Source organism: Neoaquamicrobium sediminum, from assembly GCF_040970315.1.
Classification (GTDB): Bacteria; Pseudomonadota; Alphaproteobacteria; order Rhizobiales; family Rhizobiaceae; genus Aerobium; species Aerobium sediminum.
In genome coordinates this window covers 378,621-397,783 of the sequence record NZ_JAZHFV010000002.1, presented here as the reverse complement: position 1 = coordinate 397,783, position 19,163 = coordinate 378,621, and the positions used below count along the sequence as shown (strand labels likewise).

The following is a 19,163-nucleotide window of genomic DNA, read 5'->3' as shown; positions in this document are numbered from 1 at the left end:
AGGACGGCAGCAAGATTCAACGGCAGGCGAACTTGACGAATGCCGGGCAGCCATCGCAACACAGCATCATGCGCGCCAACTACAAGCTTCAGCGGCTCTACGTGCCGCACGACCTCGCCCAGAACACGACCTTCGAGGCCGACAAGGCACAGAGCCACTATCTGGCCCACGTGCTGCGCATGGCCGAAGGGGCCGAACTACTCGTCTTCAACGGGCGCGACGGCGAGTGGAGCGCGAGAATAGAAGCGCTCGGAAAGAAGGCCGTGCGCATCGCGGTGGAAAGCCAGACACGACCGCAACCGCCCACACCCGACCTTGTCTACGCCTTTGCGCCCCTGAAAGTCGGCCGGCTCGATTATCTGGTGCAAAAGGCCGTGGAAATGGGCGCTGGCGTGCTGCAACCCGTCATCACACAGCACACGCAGAACACCAGGACATCACTTGAGAAGTTCGAGGCGAACGCGATCGAGGCGGCCGAGCAGTGCGGCGTGCTGGCAGTGCCGCCGGTGCGCCCGCCCCTGAAACTGGAGCGGCTGCTCGGCGACTGGGAGCCCGACAGACGGCTGATCTTCTGCGACGAGGACGCCGCAACAAACAACCCGGTGCCGGCGCTGCGCTCAATCGCTGAAACCAGACTTGGCCTGCTCGTCGGTCCCGAAGGGGGATTTTCAGAAGACGAACGCCGAATGCTGAGAGCCTTGCCGTTCGTGACCGCCATACCGCTTGGCCCGCGTATCCTGCGCGCCGACACGGCCGCGGTTGCTGCGCTCGCCGTCATCCAGGCGACAATCGGCGACTGGAGCTGATGCATGGGAAGGCCGAGAGAAGCTTTCAACGCGCGACAATCAACTTAGCGTCAACGTGCTGTCAGGATTTTTCGCTTGATCGCACGGCGGTCTTTCGTTCAACACTCGCGCGCCGTCGCAAGAACGGCCGGCCGGACATTTAGTTGAGGAAACGACATGGCGCGCGACACGACCGATTTCCGGCCGATCGAAGGCATCGACGAACTGGTCTCCTATTTGAGCGCCGGCAACAAGCCGCGCGATCAATGGCGAATTGGCACCGAGCACGAGAAGTTTCCTTTCTATATCGACGGCAACGCCCCGGTACCCTATGGCGGCGAGCGCGGCATCAAGGCACTACTGGAAGGCATGCAGCGCGTGCTCGGCTGGGAGCCGATCGTCGATGCCGGCCACATCATCGGACTGGTGGAGCCGACCGGACAGGGCGCGATCTCACTTGAGCCGGGCGGTCAGTTCGAGCTCTCCGGAGCGCCGCTCGAGACGATCCACCAGACATGCCGCGAAGGCAACGCCCATCTCGCCCAGCTTCGCGAGATCGCCGAGCCACTGGGAATCCGCTTCCTCGGCCTTGGCGGCAGCCCGAAATGGACGCTCGCCGAAACGCCGCGCATGCCGAAATCGCGCTACGACATCATGACGGCCTACATGCCGAAGGTTGGGACGCAGGGCCTCGATATGATGTACCGGACCTGCACGATCCAGGTGAACCTGGACTTCGAGAGCGAGGCGGACATGCGCCGCAAGATGCAGGTCTCGTTGAAGCTGCAGCCGCTTTCGACCGCGCTTTTCGCGAACTCGCCATTCACCGAGGGACGGCCAAACGGCCTGCAGAGCTGGCGTGGCGAGATATGGCGCGACACCGACAACCAGCGGGCGGGGCTGCTGGAATTGTGCTTCTCGCCCGATTTCGGCTTTGCAGACTACGTCGAATGGGCGCTCGACGTGCCGATGTATTTCCTGATCCGCGAGGGGCGCTATTTCGACGTGACCCACGTCACCTTCCGCCAGTTCATGGACGGGGCGCTCCGCGACAGCGTTCCGGACGGGTTGCCGACGATGGGCGACTGGGCCAACCATCTGTCCACGCTGTTTCCCGATGTACGGCTCAAGCGCTTTCTCGAAATGCGCGGCGCCGACGGCGGGCCGTGGCGGCGTATCTGCGCCCTGCCCGCCTTCTGGGTCGGTCTTCTTTACGACGAGGCCGCGCTGGACGCCGCCGAGGCATTGACGAAAGAGTGGACCTTTACCGACGTCGAGGCAATGCGGAATGCCGTGCCGGCGCAGGGACTGGCGACGCCCTATGGGAACAGGACGCTGCGCGAGGTTGCGCGCGACGTGCTCGACATCTCGCGCGGCGGCCTCGCCCGCCGTGACCGCAAGAACCGCGAAGGCTACGACGAGACCGGCTTCCTGGCCCCGCTGGAGGAAGTGGTCGCGCGCGGCAGCACGAGCGCGGAGGAGATGCTCAAGGCTTACAACACGCGCTGGGGCGGCTCCATCGAACCCGTCTTCCTCGAATACGCCTACTGAGGCAGAGGGCTTCCGGCACCGCACTCCACGATGCCCGTCTATGGCAAACTTGCGATGACGCTTGCGAACGCCTGCCCATAGGGTAGGCTTTCGGCCTAAAGCGATACCGGAGGAGACCGCCATGCTGCCGTTGTTCGACATGCTCGCCCAGGCCCAGAACGGCAATGCCGTCGACCAGATGGCGCGGCAATTCGGCCTTTCCCAACAGCAGACACAGCAGGCCATGGAAGCGCTGCTGCCTGCCTTCAGCCAGGGGCTGAAGCGCAATGCCTCGAACCCCTACGATCTCGGCTCGTTCCTCACTGCGTTGTCTTCCGGCCAGCACGCCAAATATTTCGAGGATGCGACACGGGCCTTCTCGCCTCAGGGAATGGAAGAAGGCAACGGCATCCTAGGCCATCTTTTTGGCTCCAAGGAGCTTTCGCGCGCAGTGGCGGCACAGGCCTCGCAGGCGACAGGCATCGGCCAGGACGTCCTCAAGCAGATGCTGCCCGCGCTGGCGACCATGATCATGGGCGGGCTTTTCAAGCAGTCGACCGGCCAGGTGCAGGCGGCCGGCTTCGGTGGTCAGGGCAATCCGCTCCAGGAAATCATCGAGCAGATGATGAAGCAGGGCGGCATGCCCCAGCAGCCGGCACCACGCCCGGAAGCGCCGCAGCCCGACCTCAACCAGTTCGACAACCCATTCGGCAAGATCCTGGAAGGCATGTTCGGCGGCGGACAGGCCCAGCGGCAGGCGCCCAGCGCGCCGCAGGGGCCGTTCGACAACCCGCTCGGCAAGATTTTCGAGGAGATGATGCGTGGCGGGCAACAACAGCCTCGGCCGCAGACCCAGCGCGAATCCCAACCCCAGCGCACCAATCCAAGCGGACGCGCGCGAACGCCCTATGACGATCTCTTCGGCGACATGTTCGAAAGCGGCCGCAAGACGCGGGACGATTACCAGAAGAATATGGAATCGGTCTTCGACAAGTTTCTGCAGGGCATGAAGAACCCGCCGCGCTAATAAAAAAGCCCGGCCATCCTGGGAGGATGACCGGGCAGCATGCAGGCTACCGGAGGGGAACCGGCGGGATGTGGGAGTCAGCCTGCGGAAACTGTGGCATCAGCAGACCCGGCGCGCGCCATCCTCGGTGAGGTAGCGTTCGCGGGCGATGTCGCTGAGGCGCGCCGTCGGATCGATGCTCATCGGCGAGCGCATGGCGACCACGAGGTCGGTGCGCATCAGCCCGATGTCGGCGAGTTCGTGGTCCGAAAGGTCGCCAAGGCGGTTTACTTCGCGTCGATTGATGAGCGCGCGCAAGAGTGCGCGGAAACCGTTGGCCACGCGCGACACGGCGGCAACCGTGCGCCGTTCGGCAGCGATCGCATGCGTGTGGTGGTCAAGGGCGGTCATCTCATCTCTCCTTCAAAATCGACGCGGCTCATCACGAATCCACCGCCAGCGCATGAATGCGCCGCGGCAGCCGCTGTTGAATCGCGTCTGCTGGTTAGCATCGAGACAGTCCCACGAGGCGATTGATTAGTCTAACGAATGTTTTTAATGTGTCGGATCAGAAAACATGATGGATCACGCGCATGGCCGCTCCACTCGATCTCGACCAGCTTCACACGTTCATCACCATAGCCGACACCGGCAGCTTCACGAGGGCCGCGGATGAAGTGCATCGCACGCAATCGGCGGTCTCCATGCAGATGCGGCGGCTGGAGGAACGCCTGGGCAAGGCGCTCTTCGAAAAGGAAGGCCGCACAAACCGGCTGACCGAGGAAGGCGAACGCCTGCTGACCTATGCACGAAGGCTTCTGCGCCTGAACAGGGAGACGCTCGCGGCCTTCGATGACGCTAGCCTGGAAGGCCATATTCGCATCGGCACGCCGGACGATTATGCCGACCGGTTCCTGCCCGAGATCATGGCCCGCTTCGCTCGGTCCAACCCGCGCGTGGAACTGTCCGTCATCTGTGAGCCGACGGTGAACCTGATCGACCACATCAAGCGCGGCCATCTCGACATCGCCCTGATTACCCACGACAGCGACAAGGGCGCGGCCGAAGTGGTGCGGCGCGAGCCGCTGCTGTGGGTCACGTCCGCGAACCACTCGATCCATATGGAGGACGTGCTGCCGATTGCCGTCGGCCGTGCTACCTGCATGTGGCGCAGGACGGCGTGCGACATGCTCGACCAGATGGGTCGCGACTACCGCATCCTGTTCACGAGCTGGTCGGCTACCGTCATCATCGCTGCGGTGCTGTCGGGCCAGGCCGTTTCGATCCTGCCGGAGTGCGCGCTGCGGCCGGGTATGCGCATTCTCGGGGAGACGGACGGGTTCGGCGCCCTGCCCGACGTGCGGATCGGCATCGTGCGGGGCCATTCGAGCCAGCCGGAGCTGGTCGATGCGCTGGCGCGTCACATCTGCGACAGCCTCGACAACATCTCCGTGCCTGTGCCGGAGGAGTCCGGCCAGTTCGACTTCGACGGAATGGCGTTTGCCCGCGTGAAGCGACAGAAGCAACGGCCGGCGATGGCTGGCTGGTGACGGATGCTGGACGCACGGTGGAGCAGCGGCTTTTACTGTGACGTTGCCGCCGGTTGAATGTCTCGTGCGCCTTGACGCGAACGGAGGCTTTGGTGCCATGTTTTGCCGATGAGCGATTCCTTTCTCACGTCTGACCCGTCATCCGGCGCCGCAACCAATGCCGCCGAATTCACCGTTTCCGAGATTTCGGGCGCGCTCAAGCGCGCGGTCGAGGATCAGTTCGGCAATGTGCGCGTGCGTGGCGAGATCTCGGGCTATCGCGGTCCGCACTCATCCGGCCACGCCTACTTCGCGCTGAAGGACGAGCGCGCGCGACTGGAAGCGGTTATCTGGAAGGGTACGTTTTCGCGCCTGAAATTCAGGCCCGAGGAAGGGATGGAGGTCATCGCCTCCGGCAAGCTGACCACCTATCCGGGCTCGTCGAAATACCAGATCGTCATAGACAATCTGGAGCCGGCCGGAGCCGGCGCCCTGATGGCGCTGTTGGAAGAACGCCGCCGCAAGCTCGCAGCCGAGGGGCTGTTCGACGACGAGCGCAAGCGCGCCCTACCCTACATGCCGCGCGTGGTCGGTGTCGTCACATCACCCACTGGTTCGGTTATCCGCGACATCATTCACCGCATAACCGATCGCTTCCCGCTGCACGTGCTGGTGTGGCCCGTGCGGGTGCAGGGCGACACGACCGGTGCGGAAGTTTCCACTGCGATCGAAGGCTTCAACCGGCTCGACCCGGCAGGTCCCATACCCCGGCCGGACGTTCTGATCGTCGCACGCGGGGGCGGCAGCCTCGAGGACCTGTGGGGCTTCAACGATGAAGCGGTGGTTCGCGCGGCCGCCGCATCAAGCATTCCACTGATCTCGGCCGTTGGCCACGAGACCGACTGGACGCTGATAGACCATGCAGCCGATGTGCGCGCGCCCACGCCGACCGGAGCGGCGGAGCTCGCGGTGCCGGTAAAGGCCGATCTGGAAGCGGCGCTTTCGCGGCTCTCGGCTCGTCTCAAAGGTGCCGTCTCGCGCAGCACGGAACGCAAACGCCAGGGCCTGCGCGCTGCGGCGCGCGCGTTGCCCTCGGCCGACCAGTTGCTGGCCCTGCCGCGCCGACGCTTCGACGAGGCCGCAAGCCGGCTGGGCCGCGCTCTGTTCGCCAACACCGAAGCGAAGCGCCTGCGCTTCCGCGGCCTGCGCCTTTCGCCGGCAATGCTTCAGCGTCGCGTCAACGAGGCCCGGACGCGCTTTGCCCGCGATGCCGCACGGGTTGCACCGGCCACGCTTACGCGAAGGATGGAGACGCACCGTCAGACGCTGCAATTGCTTGGCCGGCGCGCAGATCAATGTATTGCCGCGACATTGGAACGGCGTTCGACGCGTCTTGCCCAGGCCGGGCGACTGGCGGAAACGCTGTCCCACAAGTCGGTGCTGCAACGCGGCTTCGCCCTCATCCGCGATGCTGATGAAAAGCCGGTCAAAAGCGCGACACACATAAAGCCGGGCGACGTGCTCAGCATCGAGTTTGCAGACGGCCGTGCCGAGGCCGTGGCATCAGGCAGCGAGGTCCCCGCGAAGCCTCCAGCCAGAAAGCAGACGACAAAGCCAAAGGCCGGCGGCGGGGAACAGGGTTCGCTTTTCTGAGGGCGGCTAGATCAGATTGTGTCCGCCGTCGATACGGATTGTCTCGCCCGTCGTGAATTCGCTTTCCATGAGATGGATGTAGGCGGGTGCAACGTCCGCCGGCGTCGCGATCTTTCGGGCCGGCAATCGGGGCGCCATTTCTGCAAAGAACGCCGATTTGGCTTCCCCGACCAGTTCGTCCCACATCGGCGTGTCGACCCATCCGGGCGAGACTATGTTCACTCGCATCGGGGCCAGTTCCAGCGCCAGTGCCCGCGCAAAATAGCTAAATGACCCGGCGACCGCGGACACGACCGCCCCTCCGGGCACCGGCGGCCGGTCCTTGTTGATTCCCGACGTGAACGTCATCGATCCACCCACTTTTAACGTCCGAACCGCATGCTTCGCCAGCAGCACGGCGCCGACCAGCTTGTTGTCAACAAAGCCGCGGACCACCTCCATATCGGTATCGCCAATCGGGTAACCGGGCGGCGGCGTGCCGGCCGTCGATACAAGATGGTCGAAAGAGCCCACGTCGCTCAACGTACGGGCAACGTCCTGCTCGTTCGTCATATCGGCGGCGATCGCACTCACCCGCGAGCCGGCGTCGAGGGTTCGCTGCGCCAGCTCAAGCTTCGCTGCCGACCGACCCACAATCACGACATGCGCATCGGCTGCGACCACTGCCTGGGCGACACCGAGACCGATACCGGAGCTGCCGCCAACGATGACCACTTTGCCATCCTTCAACATAGCCATGAATATCTCCTGCCGTGGCACCTACGCCGACAAACGCGCATCGCCGGCGAAGGCGCGCTCAAGATCGGCAATGACGATCTTCTTCATTTTGTACATGGCCTGCAGCGCTCGGGCGGCTTTCTGACGATCCGGATCCGCGATCATGCGGAGCAGGATGGTTGGCGTTACCTGCCAGTAGACGCCGAATTTGTCAGTCAGCCATCCACAGGGCTGCTCCTTGCCGCCGCCCGCCGTCAGCGCGTTCCAGTAATAGTCGGTCTCTTCCTGATCATCCGTCTCGACCAGGAAAGAAAAGGCCTCGTTGTAGGGCACGCGCGAATGGGCATTGAGAGCCGCCACGGGCATTCCCGGGAGCTCGAAGCGCACGACGGAGAGTTCCGGATCGGGCAGGTCGACACGTTCCAGAACCTTCGATCCCTTGAAGATGGAGGTATAGAACTCCATCGCCTCCTCGGCCTCGGATGCAAACCAGAGATGGGGGTAGATTTTCATCGTCATATCCTTTGCCATTGTCCGATCTGCAGCGACACCGCCGCAAACACCGGCTTCTTTCTTTGCCGAAACAGCTTCCGGCGAGCCCCTGACCGCACCGGCCTGAGCGTAGAATTGGTGCTGACACGCTGGACGACAAACGATTAATCGTGCAGCATTTGTGAGTATCGCTCACAGGTCATCCATGCCCCGCAAGCTGCCTCCGTTGATGAGCCTTCCCGCCTTCGAAGCCGCTGCGCGACACCTGAGCTTCTCCAAGGCTGCCGCCGAACTGAACGTTACGCACGGCGCGGTCAGCCGCGCAGTCCGCAATCTGGAAGACAAGCTTGGCATAAGGCTTTTCGACCGGGGGACCAGGTCTGTGCGTCTGACTGACGCCGGCACCGCCTATGCGGCGGCGGTCGGGGAGAGCCTCGACCGCATCGCGGCAGCCACCATGTCAGCCACCGCCGCCCGTCCACAACGAACCCTCAACGTCAGCACATCCGACGGCTTCGCCGGCCGATGGCTTGTGCCGCGCCTTCACCGTTTTCACCGCTCGCATCGCGATATTGACGTGCGCCTTTCCACGTCTGGCGCGCTGGTGGACTTCCTGCGGGACGGCATCGACATCGCGATACGCTACGGAGCGGGCGGGTATGAGGGCGTTGTATCAGAGCTTTTGTCCGACGAAACGGTGTCTCCTGTCTGCAGCCCACAACTGCTGCAAGGAGACCATCCGCTGCGGCAGCCCAGCGATTTGAGGCATCACCGGCTCATTCATGACAATTTTCGCATCGGTTGGGCGGCGTGGCTGGAGCATGCGGGTCTCGATGGAATCGATCCGGAAAGTGGCGTGACTTTCGAAGCCGCCGCTTACGCGGTTGAGGCGGCCGTGCAGGGAGAAGGCGTGCTGTTGGGCCGCAGCGTCCTTGTCTCCGCCGACCTGGCGGGCGGGCGGCTGCTTCGGCCCTTCGATCTCGCGCTTGAATCGAGATGGAAATACTACGTCGTCTATCCGGAAGGCGCGCTCAGGCAGAAAAGCGTCCGCGCCTTCCGGGGCTGGATTTTTGACGAAATGGCGAGCGACCGCGGGAAGATCTGACGGGGAGCGTTGCCGCGCCCCGTCATCATCACGCCGCGACTGCAAACTCGGTCATCATGCCGGTTTCAAGATGCGGCATATGATGACAATGCAGCATCCAGCGCGCGGCCTCGCCCGCGTCCAGTGCGACAGTCACCATCGCCATCGGAGGCACAAAGACCGTGTCGCGCCTGGCCCCGTCGATGCGCTTTCCATTTATCTCCACCACCTGGAAAACGTGGCCGTGCAAGTGCATCGGATGGCCCATCATCGACATATTGTGGAACATGATCTCAACACGCTCGCCGGTACGTGCCGTGACCGGAACATGCTCACCCCAGGTTCTGCCGTTGATCGTCCAGCGGTAAGGCTGCATCCCACCGCCAAGCATCACCATGTGACTGCGCTGCAGCGCGCGTGGCGGCAGCGGATCGCGGGCTACGAGCTGCAATTCCTGGGAAAGATCGGTGTCGAAAGCCGCGGCCTCCTCGTCGGCTGTCGATCCGATCTTGGCTGTGTCTGCGCCTGCCGTTGCGAGTATCAGCCCCGTGCGCTCACGCGCGCCTTCCCGCAAGGCGAGCATCGGCCAGGCTCCGGAGCCGGACAGGTCGATCTCCATGTCCAGCCTTTGGCCCATCGCGATACCAAAGCGGCTGCCCTTCACCGGTTGCACCGCGTGACCATCGACTGCGACGAGCCGCGCATCGACGGCCCCGGTATCGACCCAGAACACCGTGGCGGCAGAAGCGTTGATGACGCGCAGAAGTACGCGCCCGCCACGCTCGACGCGAACCACTTCCGGGTCCGAAAGCGTTCGATCATTGGCTAGGTAGGCATCCCAATTGTAGTCATTGAGGTCCATCTCCATACCAGCCATCGGCATGCTTCCATGATCCATTCCAGGCATGGCGGACTGGTCCATCTGCGGCATGCGGTTCCCGGACATTTCGCCATGTCCCATGGATGCATGTCCGCCTGAGGAATGCCCGCCGGTAATTTCCTCCATTACCTCTTCAGGGGACTTGAAGGCGAAATCGTGCAGAAACATTGTCACTTCCTGACGGTCGCCGGTGATGTCTTGCGGGCTGCGGACGATCAGCGGCGCCGCGAGAAGCCGCATCTCCTGAAGCGGAATATGCGCGTGCATCCAATGCGTTCCCGGAGTAGCCACAAAGTCGTAGCCACGCATCTGGCCGGGCGCGAGCATGGGCATAGGCATATCGGGCACCCCGTCCTGTTCATTGGGCGGAATCTGGCCGTGCCAGTGGATCAGAGTCGGCGTCGGCAGTTCATTGGTCAGGTTCACCATGAAGCGCTGACCGGGATCGAGCACCAGGCCCTGACCGGGCGGGCCGGCCAGTCCCCACACCGTTGCAGCCTTTCCGTCGATGTCCAACGTCCGGCTTGTGGCACGCAGGTCCAGTGCATGCTGTTGTGCCGAACCCGTTCGCGGAAACTGTGAGATTGCCAAAGCGGCAGCACTGGCGGCCAGAAAGCCGCGTCTTGAAAAAGTAGTCATATCCGTCTCCTTGGGACGCAGTGGCCCCAATGCAAATCCTACGATTCACACCCCGAAGGGCGCGGGCTCACAGGAGACGGATTTTGGGAGGGCGCTCTGTCGTGGAAAGAAACACGCCTTCGCCCACCTGCGTCAGGAGCAGCGCATAAAGCTCACGAGGAACATGCGCCAAGCTTACACGAGGATGAGCCAGGTCAACCACCGCATTGCCGGTGCAGGCCCATGCGCAGACCGATGCAGCGCCTATGCAGCTACCCCGGCGCGGACAGTCGACCATAGCCGACATGTCATGGTCGCCGCCGGCCGACATCTGCATTCCGTACGACGCGTCGCCGGTCATGCCTGTCTCGCCCGCGCTCGCTATGTATGGGGAGAGGCACAGGGAAAGAGCGATGCAGATCAGCAAGATCAGACGTGACATGGCGTGACGCTAACCAGCCGTCTGTGTCTTGTCCATATTCGCAGACGTGTCTTGATGACGCGTGCAGTCACACCAAATGTGTTGCGGCGGCGCAAGGAGCAAAGACGCAATGACGATCCCCGACAACGACAATCCACGCCTGTTCTACCACGGCACACGCGCAGACCTGAAACAGGGAGACCTGATCCGAGCCGGCTACAACTCCAATTTCGGCGCCCGAAAGCTCGCGTCGTGGGTGTATCTGACAGCGACGCTCGACGCGGCGATATGGGGTGCGGAACTGGCCGCAGGCGACGGCCGGCAGAGAATCTATATCGTAGAGCCGACGGGTGCCATCGAGGATGATCCCAACCTGACCGACAAGAAATTCCCGGGCAACCCCACACAATCCTACCGCACGCGTGAACCGCTTCTCATCACGGGCGAAGTGGCTGAATGGCAGGGCCATTCTCCGGAACGGCTGAAGGAAATGAAGGACAATCTCGAACGGCTGAAAGCTCAGGGCATCGAGGCAATCGACTGACGGCGGAATGTCGGAAGAAGATGGTACGGTTGGCTGGGCTCGAACCAGCGACCCCCAGATCCACAATCTGGTGCTCTAACCAACTGAGCTACAACCGCACGCGCCAAGCTCTGGCTGGCGAGGCTCTTACGGACTATCGGCGGCGATTTCAAGCCCGATGCGCTGCAAGCCAAGCCTAAAAAAGGAAAAAGGCCGGGGGGAGGAGATCCCGGCCTTTTCCTGTTAGGAGACCGGCGGGAGGAGGAGCCGGTCTTCTGAGCCGCGATCGGGAAGGGAGGAGGTTTCCTTCACGCGGTGTACTTGCAACCTGAACGCGTCAGGCGATCTTGAGTTCCTTGACGGTCGACTCGAAGGCTTCCTTCATGGGCTTGGAAACCTCTTCGGCAGCCTTGGTCGACGCAGCCTGGAAATCCTTGCCCTGCTCGACGGCGGTCTCAACAGCCTTGCGCAGGAACGCTGTCTGCAGCTCGATCACCTCGGAGAGGGACTTGGCCGCGACGAGCGCCTCGAGGTGAGCAAAGCCGGCTTCCGTGTTGGCACGGGCGGCTGCGATCGACTTCATCGAGAATTCGCTGCCGGCGGCGCGGGCGGTTTCTAGGGTCGATTCCATGGCCTTCTGCGCGTTCTCGGCGCCGGTCTTCATCTTGGCATAGGCTTCCTTCGACTGCTCGACGCCCTTCTCGGCGAAGGCGCGGAACTGGTCTGCCGTCTTGTCGGCGTCGAAGGTCGGGAATTCGATGGTTTCGGCGGTCTTTGCGGCGGCTTTGGTCATCGCTCGATCCTTTACACTTGGTCCGGCAACGTCTTATCGTGCCGGCTCGTTTGACTTGAAGCCAATATAGGCGCCCCTTTTGTGCATTGCAACAATTTTGTTGCGATGCAGCAAAATTGCGCCCCGGGGATTAACCAAGGAACAAGATTCGCGCGCTGTGGGGTCCCGACTTTCTGGACGCGGCGCCACCGAACTTTTACTAACAAAGAGTTAACAACGGCTCGTCCGCCCACTCAACGGCTTCAGGTTTTCGCATGGCTTCAGGCCCCTATTCCTTCATCGACATTGCCGTGATGGAAGAGGTGCGTACGCGTTTTGCCGCAGGCGATGCGCTGGCAATCCTGACGGTCGACCTTGATGAAGTGATCTGGGCGAATGGCCCTGGCGCGGCATTGCTCGGCTATCCGGACATCGAGGCGGTGATGGGCGGCTCGCCCGGCCTGGGTTTTGCGGCGCGCAGGCAGATTGCAGCGACGCCGGGCTTTCCACGCATGGATCGCGACCGGCAGGTAATGGTGCGACTGGCAAGCGGCATGACGAGCCGCGCCGTGCAGTTTCTCGTGTCCGGCGTCATGCTACCCGATGGCGAGCCTGCGGTACTGCTGGCCGTTCCGACACAAACGCCCAGATCCATCGGCGGTGACGAAGCCGCTGCGCGCGTCATCGAAGGGTTCGGCGAGGCAGGTTATTTCGCTGCCCTCATCGACGATGCGGCGCATGCGAACGCGACGTCGCCCGGCTTCGACGGCCTTGGAATTTCGCAGGAGACATTGTCGCGGCTGGTGGGAGAGGTTGCCCGCGAAAGCGACCGGCTGGTGAAGCGGCTGATTCCGGCTGGAGGTGGACTGATTCCGGCGGGCATCGCACGGCTCGTGGACGAGCCTTCCCTTCACCTGCTTGTCGCGGTGGATGAGCCCGTGGAGGAGATCGAGCCAGACAGCGAAGGCGGCCGCGACGAGATCCCGACACGGGCCAGCGTCGACGCGCGGCATGAGCCGGTGGAAGACGAAGTCGCACCGCTTCCGTCCGATGCCGACCTTCCGGAGCGTGTCGTCGAGGATGAAGCCGCGGAAGTCGCGCACTCTTCGGAGACCGCGACCGAGCCCCCCCCTGCGGCCGATCCCATCACCGCCACGCGCGACGACCAGGAAACACCGGCGCCGGATGCGTCAGATGACTGGTACTTTGACGATCGGCAGCAGCAGAGGCCGGAGCTGCCTAAAGGTCCCGTGCGCTTTGTCTGGAAAACCGATGCCAATGGCGCATTCAGCGCCGTCTCCGACGATTTCGCCCGCGCGGTCGGCAAGGAGGCTGCCAACGTGCTCGGCCGGCGGTTCAACGATGTTGCCGCCGTGTTCAAACTCGACCCGCAGGGCGAGATCGCCGGCCTGCTTCAGCGTCGCGACACCTGGTCAGGCCGTTCGGTACTGTGGCCCGTCGCCGGCACGGACCTGCGGGCACCCGTCGATCTTGCAGCCCTGCCCGTCTACAACCGCGACCGCGAATTCGAAGGTTTTCGCGGCTTCGGCGTGGTGCGCATGGGCGACGTGACTGCCGACCCGGATGCCCTCGGCATGAAACTGGCGGGCGGCGGTGGCGTGCCTCCTACAGAAGAAAAGCCGGGGGAGGAATCCCGCGACGCGACCGATACAACGTCGACTCCTGCCGACAACGATCCATTCAACGGAGAAGTGCCGGCGCTGTCACTCACCGAGGGACATGAGCGGCGGTCTAGCGACAAGGTCGTGCGCCTCGCCGAGCACCGCCCGGTCCGCACACCGGGCAGGCAGCTTTCCCCGGGCGAGCGGAACGCGTTCGAGGAGATCCGGACACGGCTGCGCCGCGACTACGATGAAGCGCGTCAGGCAGAGCAGGACCACGCCAGAGAGAAGGCAACCGAGCTCTCGGATGATTTGAAGCCTGAAGCGCCGGAAGCAACGAATGACAGGAAGGCGGCTGAAGCGCCTGCCGACGTTGCGAACGCAGAAACCGCAGTTGTGCGGTCCAACGACTTGGCGGACGATGATGCCGTTGCGCTGGAACCGGAAGACCACCACGAAGTTCCGGACGAATTCTACGACGAGCCGCGCCTTGCCGAGCTAGACGGCGCCGATGATGCAGGCTCGGACTTCGATGAGGACATAACAGGCCCCTACAACAACGCCGACGAGCGAGACGCCGACGCGGCCGGCGTTGCTGCCAACGACGATGGCGCCTCCGGCGACACAGCGGGTGATGAAGGGTCAGAGTTCGCCACCGTCAGACAGGACGAAGGTTCGGCCGAATATGACGAAGAAACCGAAGCCTATCACGACGAACCCGCCGAAGAGAACATATCTGCCCTCCAGGCCGATGATGAGGCGCCGATAGCAGGCACGCAGGATGCCGAATCCGACGAGCCCCTCGATGCGGTGCCGGCTGGATCGATGCTTGGCAACGTCGCGCCTCCCCCTGCCCCGCCGATCGCCGTAGACGGGTTCACCCCTTCGGCTTTCGTCTTCAGCGAGCGCAGCCATGAAACCGGGCTGGATGCCGAACTGGTAGCCGGGTTGCCGCTGCCGCTTCTGGTGCACGCCGGCGACGAGCTCTATTTCGCCAATCGCGAATTCCTGAACCTGACCGGCTACGCCAGTCTTGATCAAATCCGTCGAGAGGGCGGCCTCGACAGGTTGTTCGTCGACAAGAGCCCGGATGCCGCATCGGAGCCCGACGGGAGCAAGCTGCGGCTGCGCACGCTGGGTGGCGAGGAATTTCCGGTCGACGCACATTTGCAGTCCATACGCTGGCGCAACGGATCGGCGTTGTTGCTGGCGCTGCAACGCGCCGAAGGCGCACAGCCAATGGCGGCTGCGGAGCCTCTTGCCCAGCCGACGATCACGGCCGATCCCACCGAGGTCGAGGATATGGCGCGGCACGTCGCCGAGATGCGCACGATCATCGACACGGCGACCGATGGCGTGGTGCTGATCGCGGCCGACGGGACCATCCGTAACATCAGCCGACCAGCCGAGGCGCTGTTCGGCTTCGATAGCGCGGCGGTCGAAGGCAAGCCCTTTGCGTCGCTGTTCGCCATAGAAAGCCAGCGCGCCGCGCGCGACTACCTCGCCGGTCTTGCCGAAAACGGCGTTGCAAGCGTGCTCAATGACGGACGCGAGGTTATCGGCCGCGAGGCGGAAGGCCGTTTCATTCCGCTGTTCATGACCATCGGTCGGCTGCCCGGCGACAGCGGCTATTGCGCCGTCGTGCGCGACATCACGCAGTGGAAGCGTGCTGAAGAGGAACTGACCCAGGCGCGTACGCAGGCCGAGCGCGCGTCATCGCAAAAGACCGAGTTCCTTGCCCGCGTCAGCCATGAAATCCGCACGCCCCTCAACGCGATTATCGGTTTCTCGGAATTGATGATCGACGAGAAGTTCGGGCCGATCGGGTCGGACCGCTACCGCGACTATCTTCGCGACATCAACCGTTCCGGCAACCATGTGCTCGACCTCGTCAATGACCTGCTCGACATCTCGAAGATCGAGGCCGGCGAGCAGGAGATGAATTACGAGGCGGTGTCGCTCAACGATACGCTGGGCGAGTCCGTCGCGGTCATGCAGCCGCAGGCGAACCGCGACCGCGTCATCATTCGCTCGAGCTTCGCATCGCGTCTGCCGGAAGTGGTGGCCGACCTGCGCAGCGTACGCCAGATCGCGCTGAACCTGCTTTCCAATGCGGTTCGCTACACACAGGCCGGCGGGCAGGTGATCGTATCGACCTCGTACGAACCGTCGGGCGATGTCGTCATGCGGGTGCGCGACACCGGCATCGGCATGAGCCTGTCGGAGATCGACCAGGCCCTGAAGCCCTTCAAGCAGATCAACGCCCTGAAGCGGGGCCGGCATGACGGGACCGGGCTTGGCCTGCCGCTCACCAAAGCCATGGTGGAAGCGAACAGGGCCAGATTCTCGATTTCCTCGACACCGGGCGAAGGCACGATGGTGGAGATCACATTTCCGTCAACCCGGGTGCTGGCAGACTGAGGCGGCAGGGCCAAACCCCGAGATTCACAGATTAAAACATGACTGATCTAGTTTAGAATTATTCTAAACTGCTGATTTTGTTGCGCTTTCTATTGACCGCTCTCGCTGTTTCGATCATGAACCGCGTGTTCCACCGCTGGAACAAAATCCATTCGAACACGGGGCCTTGAACCCCCTGCCTGGAGGAAGTCATGATTTTCGGAGCATCTCGCTCGACCAGCACCCGCCTCGCGGCGGCGGCGCTTGCAGCCGGCATTGCCTATGTACCCTTTGCCGCGGCGGCCGATGAGGTGGTCAACATCTATTCGTATCGCCAGCCGGCCCTTATCCAGCCTGCTCTCGATGCCTTCACGGCCGAAACCGGCATCCGCACCGAAATCCTTTTCCTGGACAAGGGGCTCGAGGACCGCATCGCTGCCGAGGGCACCAATTCGCCGGCCGACGTCATCCTCACCGTCGACATCGCACGCCTGACGAACGTCAAGGAAAAGGGTGTGACTCAGGCTCTGGAAGACGAGACCGTCAACGCCAACCTGCCTGCCGAGTATCGCGACCCTGAGGGTCACTGGTTCGGCATCACCAAGCGCGCCCGTGTGCTCTACGCCTCGAAGGAGCGCGTCGGGGACGAGCCGATCACCTATGCCGAGCTGGCCGACCCGAAGTGGAAGGGCAAGATCTGCATGCGCTCGGGCCAGCATGACTACAATCTGGCGCTCTTCTCCGCTGCGATCGCTCATTGGGGCGAGGAGAAGACAGAGGAATGGCTGACCGGGCTGAAGAACAACCTCGCCCGCAAGCCGGATGGCGGCGACCGCCCGCAGGCCAAGGCCATCATGGCCGGCGAATGCGACATTGCGCTCGGCAACACCTATTATGTCGGCCTGATGCAGACCAACGAAAAGGACCCGGAAGAAAAGGAATGGGCCAACGCGATCAAGGTCGTGTTCCCCACCTTCGAGAACGGCGGCACCCACGTGAACGTCTCCGGCGTCGCGCTCGCCAAGAACGCGCCGAACCGCGACAATGCCGTGAAGCTGATCCAGTTCCTGTCCAGCCCGGAAGCCCAGCAGATACAGGCCGAGCAGTCCTACGAGTATCCGGTGCAGCCCGGCCTTGAGGCTTCACCGGTGGTGCAGGCATTCGGCGAGCTGAACGCCGACACCCTATCGCTGGCCGAGATCGCCGCTCACCGAAAGGCGGCTTCCGAGATGGTTGATCGCGTGGCCCTCGACGACGGCCCGTCGAGCTAGGCTTGCTCCAATGCAAGGCAGAAGCCGGACTGCGCATGCAGCCCGGCTTTTGCATTTGAAGGACCCGGCGTGACCAGTCTGGACGGAACCGCACGAACGCAGACAGCCTCTGCCCCGCGCGTCAAGCGCGAGCGGCACGGTGTGGTCTTCTTCATTGCGCTCGCCGTATGCGCGATGGTGCTGCTGCCGGTCGCCACGCTCGCCGGAATTGCGTTTTCCGGCACCGGCGAGGCCTGGCCGCATCTGGCATCAACCGTGCTGCCAGGCGCCACGCTGACGACGCTGCACCTCCTCGCGCTCGTATCGATACTGACATCCGTTACCGGCGTCGCATGCGCCTGGCTCGTTGTGGGCTATGACTTTCCTTTGCGCAAAACGCTCGCTTGGGCACTAGTGCTGCCGCTCGCCGTGCCACCTTATCTGGCTTCCTACGCCTTTGCGGAATTCTTCCTGTTTGCCGGCCCAGTGCAGACGGCGTGGCGCTCGCTCTTCGGTTTCCATACTGCCCGCGATTACTGGTTTCCGGACCTGCGGTCGACAGGCGGGGCCGCCCTGGTCATGTCCTGCGTGCTCTATCCCTACGTCTATCTGACGGCGCGCGTCGTGTTCATCATGCAGGGCCGCAACATCGCCGACGTCGCACGCACGCTGGGCGCCAAGCCGTCCACGGTGTTCCGCCGCATCCTGCTGCCGGTGTCGCGTCCCGCCATCATCGCGGGCGTCGCGCTCGTCCTCATGGAGACGCTCAACGATTTCGGCGCATCGGAATATCTCGGCGTGCGCACCCTGACGCTGTCGGTCTTCACGACGTGGCTCAATCGCGGCAGCCTCGAAGGTGCGGCGCAGATCGCGATGCTCATGCTCGTACTGGTCTTCACCCTTTTGATGGCCGAGCAGTGGGCCCGCCGACGCCAGCGTTTCCATTCGGCGCGCGCGACACACATGAAGGCGCGGCCGCCGCGCGTGCAACTCACCGGCTGGAAGGGACCGGCAGCAACGCTTGCCGTTGCTACACCCATGCTGCTCGGTTTCGGTGTCCCTATCTATGTGTTCGGCACCTATGCACTTCGCCGCGCTCACCAGTTCTTCGATCCGGCGCTGGCGCGCGCTTTCGTCAATAGCCTCACTACCGCATTGGCAGCGGCGGTGCTGGCCGTGTTGATCGCACTGTTGCTGATCAATGCAGCCCGCGTCGCGCGCTCCAGGAGCGTGACGCTTGCCACGCGCTTCGCCATGATCGGCTATGCGCTGCCGGGGACCATCATGGCGCTGGGCCTGCTGTTTTCGCTGGCGCGCTTCGATAACTGGCTCGACGCCCAGATGCGCGCATGGTTCGATGTCTCGACCGGTCTCCTGCTCACGGGTTCTGCAACGGCGATCGTGCTCGCCTGCTCCATCCGCTTTCTGGCGCTGGCAGAAGGCTCCATTCGGTCCGGACTGGAAAAGCTGCCGCCAAACATCGACGAAGCGGCACGAAGCCTCGGGCGCTCCTCGCTGCAGAGTGCGGCTAGCGTTACCATCCCCCTGTTGTGGCCGGCGATATTCACGGCGGGCGTACTGGTGTTCGTGGATACGATGAAGGAGCTTTCGGCGACGATCCTGCTGCGGCCGTTCGGCTTCAACACGCTCGCCACCTTCATCTACGAGAGCGCATCACGCGGCATGGCCCAGGATGGCGCCGTGGCGGCATTGCTGATCATCGTGACGGCCACCGTCCCGATAGTCCTCCTGTCGGGCGCCCTGATGCGCGATCGCGAAGCGATGATGTAAATCAGTCCCGCTACCGCCAAAGAAAAAGGCGCTTCAGAGAAGCGCCTGAGTATGAATTTGGCTGTCACACAAGAAGCTTGAGCGTACCGA

16 protein-coding genes and 1 tRNA gene are annotated in these 19,163 nt (G+C 63.2%); 10 read left to right on the top strand and 7 right to left on the bottom strand.

Annotated features, from left to right (window positions below; translation table 11 throughout):
* The first annotated feature begins 68 nt into the window (after positions 1-68).
* The 3 genes from V1479_RS07230 to V1479_RS07220 all read left to right on the top strand — a co-directional run bounded on the left by V1479_RS07230 (position 69) and on the right by V1479_RS07220 (position 3,342).
* Entirely contained in the window at positions 69-806 is a 738-nt protein-coding gene (locus tag V1479_RS07230; RefSeq protein ID WP_368802835.1) for a 16S rRNA (uracil(1498)-N(3))-methyltransferase, read from the top strand.
* A 156-nt stretch (positions 807-962) separates the two neighbouring features.
* Positions 963-2,336, top strand: a complete 1,374-nt coding sequence (locus V1479_RS07225; protein WP_173186885.1) for a glutamate--cysteine ligase — start codon at positions 963-965, stop codon at positions 2,334-2,336.
* 121 nt (positions 2,337-2,457) lie between these two features.
* Positions 2,458-3,342 carry a DUF937 domain-containing protein gene (locus tag V1479_RS07220; RefSeq protein ID WP_368802312.1) on the top strand — a complete coding sequence of 295 codons (885 nt, stop codon included), beginning with the start codon at positions 2,458-2,460 and terminating at the stop codon, positions 3,340-3,342.
* Positions 3,343-3,441: 99 nt separating this feature from the next.
* Here V1479_RS07220 and V1479_RS07215 read toward each other — a convergent pair whose 3' ends face one another.
* Positions 3,442-3,732 carry a YjiS-like domain-containing protein gene (locus tag V1479_RS07215; protein WP_173186887.1) on the bottom strand — a complete coding sequence of 97 codons (291 nt, stop codon included), beginning with the start codon at positions 3,730-3,732 and terminating at the stop codon, positions 3,442-3,444.
* Between the two features lie 182 nt (positions 3,733-3,914).
* Here V1479_RS07215 and V1479_RS07210 point away from each other — a divergent pair, with 182 nt between their 5' ends.
* Both V1479_RS07210 and xseA read left to right on the top strand, forming a co-directional pair.
* Positions 3,915-4,871, top strand: a complete 957-nt coding sequence (locus V1479_RS07210; protein ID WP_368802311.1) for a LysR substrate-binding domain-containing protein — start codon at positions 3,915-3,917, stop codon at positions 4,869-4,871.
* A gap of 108 nt (positions 4,872-4,979) precedes the next feature.
* Positions 4,980-6,503 carry an exodeoxyribonuclease VII large subunit gene (gene xseA / locus V1479_RS07205; protein WP_368802310.1) on the top strand — a complete coding sequence of 508 codons (1,524 nt, stop codon included), beginning with the start codon at positions 4,980-4,982 and terminating at the stop codon, positions 6,501-6,503.
* A 6-nt stretch (positions 6,504-6,509) separates the two neighbouring features.
* On the opposite strand, the gene V1479_RS07200 is transcribed toward xseA, so the two are convergent.
* The gene (locus V1479_RS07200) at positions 6,510-7,241 is read right to left on the bottom strand and encodes an SDR family oxidoreductase (protein WP_368802309.1); all 732 of its coding nucleotides are present in this window, start codon (positions 7,239-7,241) and stop codon (positions 6,510-6,512) included.
* 21 nt (positions 7,242-7,262) lie between these two features.
* Positions 7,263-7,733, bottom strand: coding sequence for a VOC family protein (locus V1479_RS07195; RefSeq protein ID WP_438620502.1), 471 nt, complete (start codon positions 7,731-7,733; stop codon positions 7,263-7,265).
* Between the two features lie 184 nt (positions 7,734-7,917).
* On the opposite strand from V1479_RS07195, the gene gcvA reads away from it, so the two are divergent.
* Positions 7,918-8,817, top strand: coding sequence for a transcriptional regulator GcvA (gene gcvA, locus V1479_RS07190; RefSeq protein WP_368802307.1), 900 nt, complete (start codon positions 7,918-7,920; stop codon positions 8,815-8,817).
* Positions 8,818-8,845: 28 nt separating this feature from the next.
* Here the strand turns inward: gcvA and V1479_RS07185 are convergent, their stop codons facing one another.
* Entirely contained in the window at positions 8,846-10,315 is a 1,470-nt protein-coding gene (locus tag V1479_RS07185; RefSeq protein WP_368802306.1) for a multicopper oxidase family protein, read from the bottom strand.
* A 67-nt stretch (positions 10,316-10,382) separates the two neighbouring features.
* Positions 10,383-10,655, bottom strand: coding sequence for a hypothetical protein (locus tag V1479_RS07180; RefSeq protein ID WP_368802305.1), 273 nt, complete (start codon positions 10,653-10,655; stop codon positions 10,383-10,385).
* Positions 10,656-10,845: 190 nt separating this feature from the next.
* Between V1479_RS07180 and arr the strand changes: the two genes are divergently transcribed.
* On the top strand, positions 10,846-11,259 hold the full coding sequence (gene arr / locus V1479_RS07175) for an NAD(+)--rifampin ADP-ribosyltransferase (protein ID WP_368802304.1): 414 nt from the start codon (positions 10,846-10,848) through the stop codon (positions 11,257-11,259).
* A gap of 21 nt (positions 11,260-11,280) precedes the next feature.
* On the opposite strand, the gene V1479_RS07170 is transcribed toward arr, so the two are convergent.
* Together V1479_RS07170 and V1479_RS07165 are read right to left on the bottom strand one after the other, a co-directional pair.
* Positions 11,281-11,357 (bottom strand) — tRNA-His (locus tag V1479_RS07170).
* A 218-nt stretch (positions 11,358-11,575) separates the two neighbouring features.
* Positions 11,576-12,031 (bottom strand): phasin, encoded by a 456-nt coding sequence (locus V1479_RS07165; RefSeq protein ID WP_173186923.1) that lies wholly within the window; start codon positions 12,029-12,031, stop codon positions 11,576-11,578.
* Between the two features lie 254 nt (positions 12,032-12,285).
* On the opposite strand from V1479_RS07165, the gene V1479_RS07160 reads away from it, so the two are divergent.
* The 3 genes from V1479_RS07160 to V1479_RS07150 all read left to right on the top strand — a co-directional run bounded on the left by V1479_RS07160 (position 12,286) and on the right by V1479_RS07150 (position 19,073).
* The gene (locus V1479_RS07160; RefSeq protein WP_368802303.1) at positions 12,286-16,053 is read left to right on the top strand and encodes an ATP-binding protein; all 3,768 of its coding nucleotides are present in this window, start codon (positions 12,286-12,288) and stop codon (positions 16,051-16,053) included.
* A gap of 191 nt (positions 16,054-16,244) precedes the next feature.
* Positions 16,245-17,303, top strand: coding sequence for a Fe(3+) ABC transporter substrate-binding protein (locus tag V1479_RS07155; protein WP_173186927.1), 1,059 nt, complete (start codon positions 16,245-16,247; stop codon positions 17,301-17,303).
* A 69-nt stretch (positions 17,304-17,372) separates the two neighbouring features.
* Positions 17,373-19,073 carry an ABC transporter permease gene (locus V1479_RS07150; RefSeq protein ID WP_368802302.1) on the top strand — a complete coding sequence of 567 codons (1,701 nt, stop codon included), beginning with the start codon at positions 17,373-17,375 and terminating at the stop codon, positions 19,071-19,073.
* Positions 19,074-19,163: the final 90 nt, after the last annotated feature.

Coding starts and splice junctions, on each gene's coding strand:
- V1479_RS07230 (WP_368802835.1), top strand. CDS start 69: ATGCGCGCCAACTACAAGCTTCAGCGGCTCTACGTGCCGCACGACCTC.
- V1479_RS07225 (WP_173186885.1), top strand. CDS start 963: ATGGCGCGCGACACGACCGATTTCCGGCCGATCGAAGGCATCGACGAA.
- V1479_RS07220 (WP_368802312.1), top strand. CDS start 2,458: ATGCTGCCGTTGTTCGACATGCTCGCCCAGGCCCAGAACGGCAATGCC.
- V1479_RS07215 (WP_173186887.1), bottom strand. CDS start 3,732: ATGACCGCCCTTGACCACCACACGCATGCGATCGCTGCCGAACGGCGC.
- V1479_RS07210 (WP_368802311.1), top strand. CDS start 3,915: ATGGCCGCTCCACTCGATCTCGACCAGCTTCACACGTTCATCACCATA.
- xseA (WP_368802310.1), top strand. CDS start 4,980: ATGAGCGATTCCTTTCTCACGTCTGACCCGTCATCCGGCGCCGCAACC.
- V1479_RS07200 (WP_368802309.1), bottom strand. CDS start 7,241: ATGGCTATGTTGAAGGATGGCAAAGTGGTCATCGTTGGCGGCAGCTCC.
- V1479_RS07195 (WP_438620502.1), bottom strand. CDS start 7,733: ATGAAAATCTACCCCCATCTCTGGTTTGCATCCGAGGCCGAGGAGGCG.
- gcvA (WP_368802307.1), top strand. CDS start 7,918: ATGCCCCGCAAGCTGCCTCCGTTGATGAGCCTTCCCGCCTTCGAAGCC.
- V1479_RS07185 (WP_368802306.1), bottom strand. CDS start 10,315: ATGACTACTTTTTCAAGACGCGGCTTTCTGGCCGCCAGTGCTGCCGCT.
- V1479_RS07180 (WP_368802305.1), bottom strand. CDS start 10,655: ATGACCGGCGACGCGTCGTACGGAATGCAGATGTCGGCCGGCGGCGAC.
- arr (WP_368802304.1), top strand. CDS start 10,846: ATGACGATCCCCGACAACGACAATCCACGCCTGTTCTACCACGGCACA.
- V1479_RS07165 (WP_173186923.1), bottom strand. CDS start 12,031: ATGACCAAAGCCGCCGCAAAGACCGCCGAAACCATCGAATTCCCGACC.
- V1479_RS07160 (WP_368802303.1), top strand. CDS start 12,286: ATGGCTTCAGGCCCCTATTCCTTCATCGACATTGCCGTGATGGAAGAG.
- V1479_RS07155 (WP_173186927.1), top strand. CDS start 16,245: ATGATTTTCGGAGCATCTCGCTCGACCAGCACCCGCCTCGCGGCGGCG.